We start from the raw sequence: 644 nt of genomic DNA, 5'->3' as shown, positions 1-644 counted from the left end.
AATGGGTGGTTTTCCTGCTCCCACCCCCGCTGGGTTGAACCACGGCGCCCTGCGTGCCCCAATTGAATGCCGATTTTGGCGGCACTGTTTTGGTGGACAAATTGCGTCACACGCTGCCACGCCGCCATCTGTTCATCATTCCAAATGCCCGGGCACCCTGGCGTCATGCGTGCATCTGGGGCGATGGCGGTCATTTCGGTCATCACCAGCCCGACGCCACCCAAAGCACGGCTGCCCAAATGAACCGTGTGAAAATCCCCCACCACGCCGTCAGTGGCGCTATATAACAGTGTCGGCGAGGCCACCACACGGTTACTCAAGGTGATATCCCGCACGTTAAACGGCGTCAGCATCGGTGGTACCTTGCTCGGCGCACCCGCTTGCGCGGCAAACCACTGCTCGTAGTTATCCAACCACGCTCCATCGCGAACCCGTAAATTTTCATGGGAAATGCGCTGAGAGCGCGTGAGTAATGAATAAGCAAACTGCTCAGGTGCTAAATTTTCATAGCGGCTGACATTTTCAAACCACTCGGTTGAGTTACGTGCCGCATTTTGAATTTTCAGCACTTCCACACTGCGCACCGCTTGGTAATGTTCAAGCCCTTTGCGCAAATCGCCGCCTGTGGTGTTTAAGCTTTCACA

At 55.4% G+C, this 644-nt stretch carries 1 protein-coding gene; it reads right to left on the bottom strand.

Annotation, left to right across the window (positions count from 1 at the left end; translation table 11 throughout):
- On the bottom strand, nucleotides 1-644 hold a 644-nt coding region (locus AC4IFO_RS23015; RefSeq protein WP_490737855.1), incomplete at both ends, for an oxidoreductase.

The sequence above is a fragment of the Providencia sp. UF-224 genome (assembly GCF_058245955.1).
Note: the sequence above shows the minus strand (reverse complement) of the source record. Positions and strands in the feature narration are given on the sequence as shown.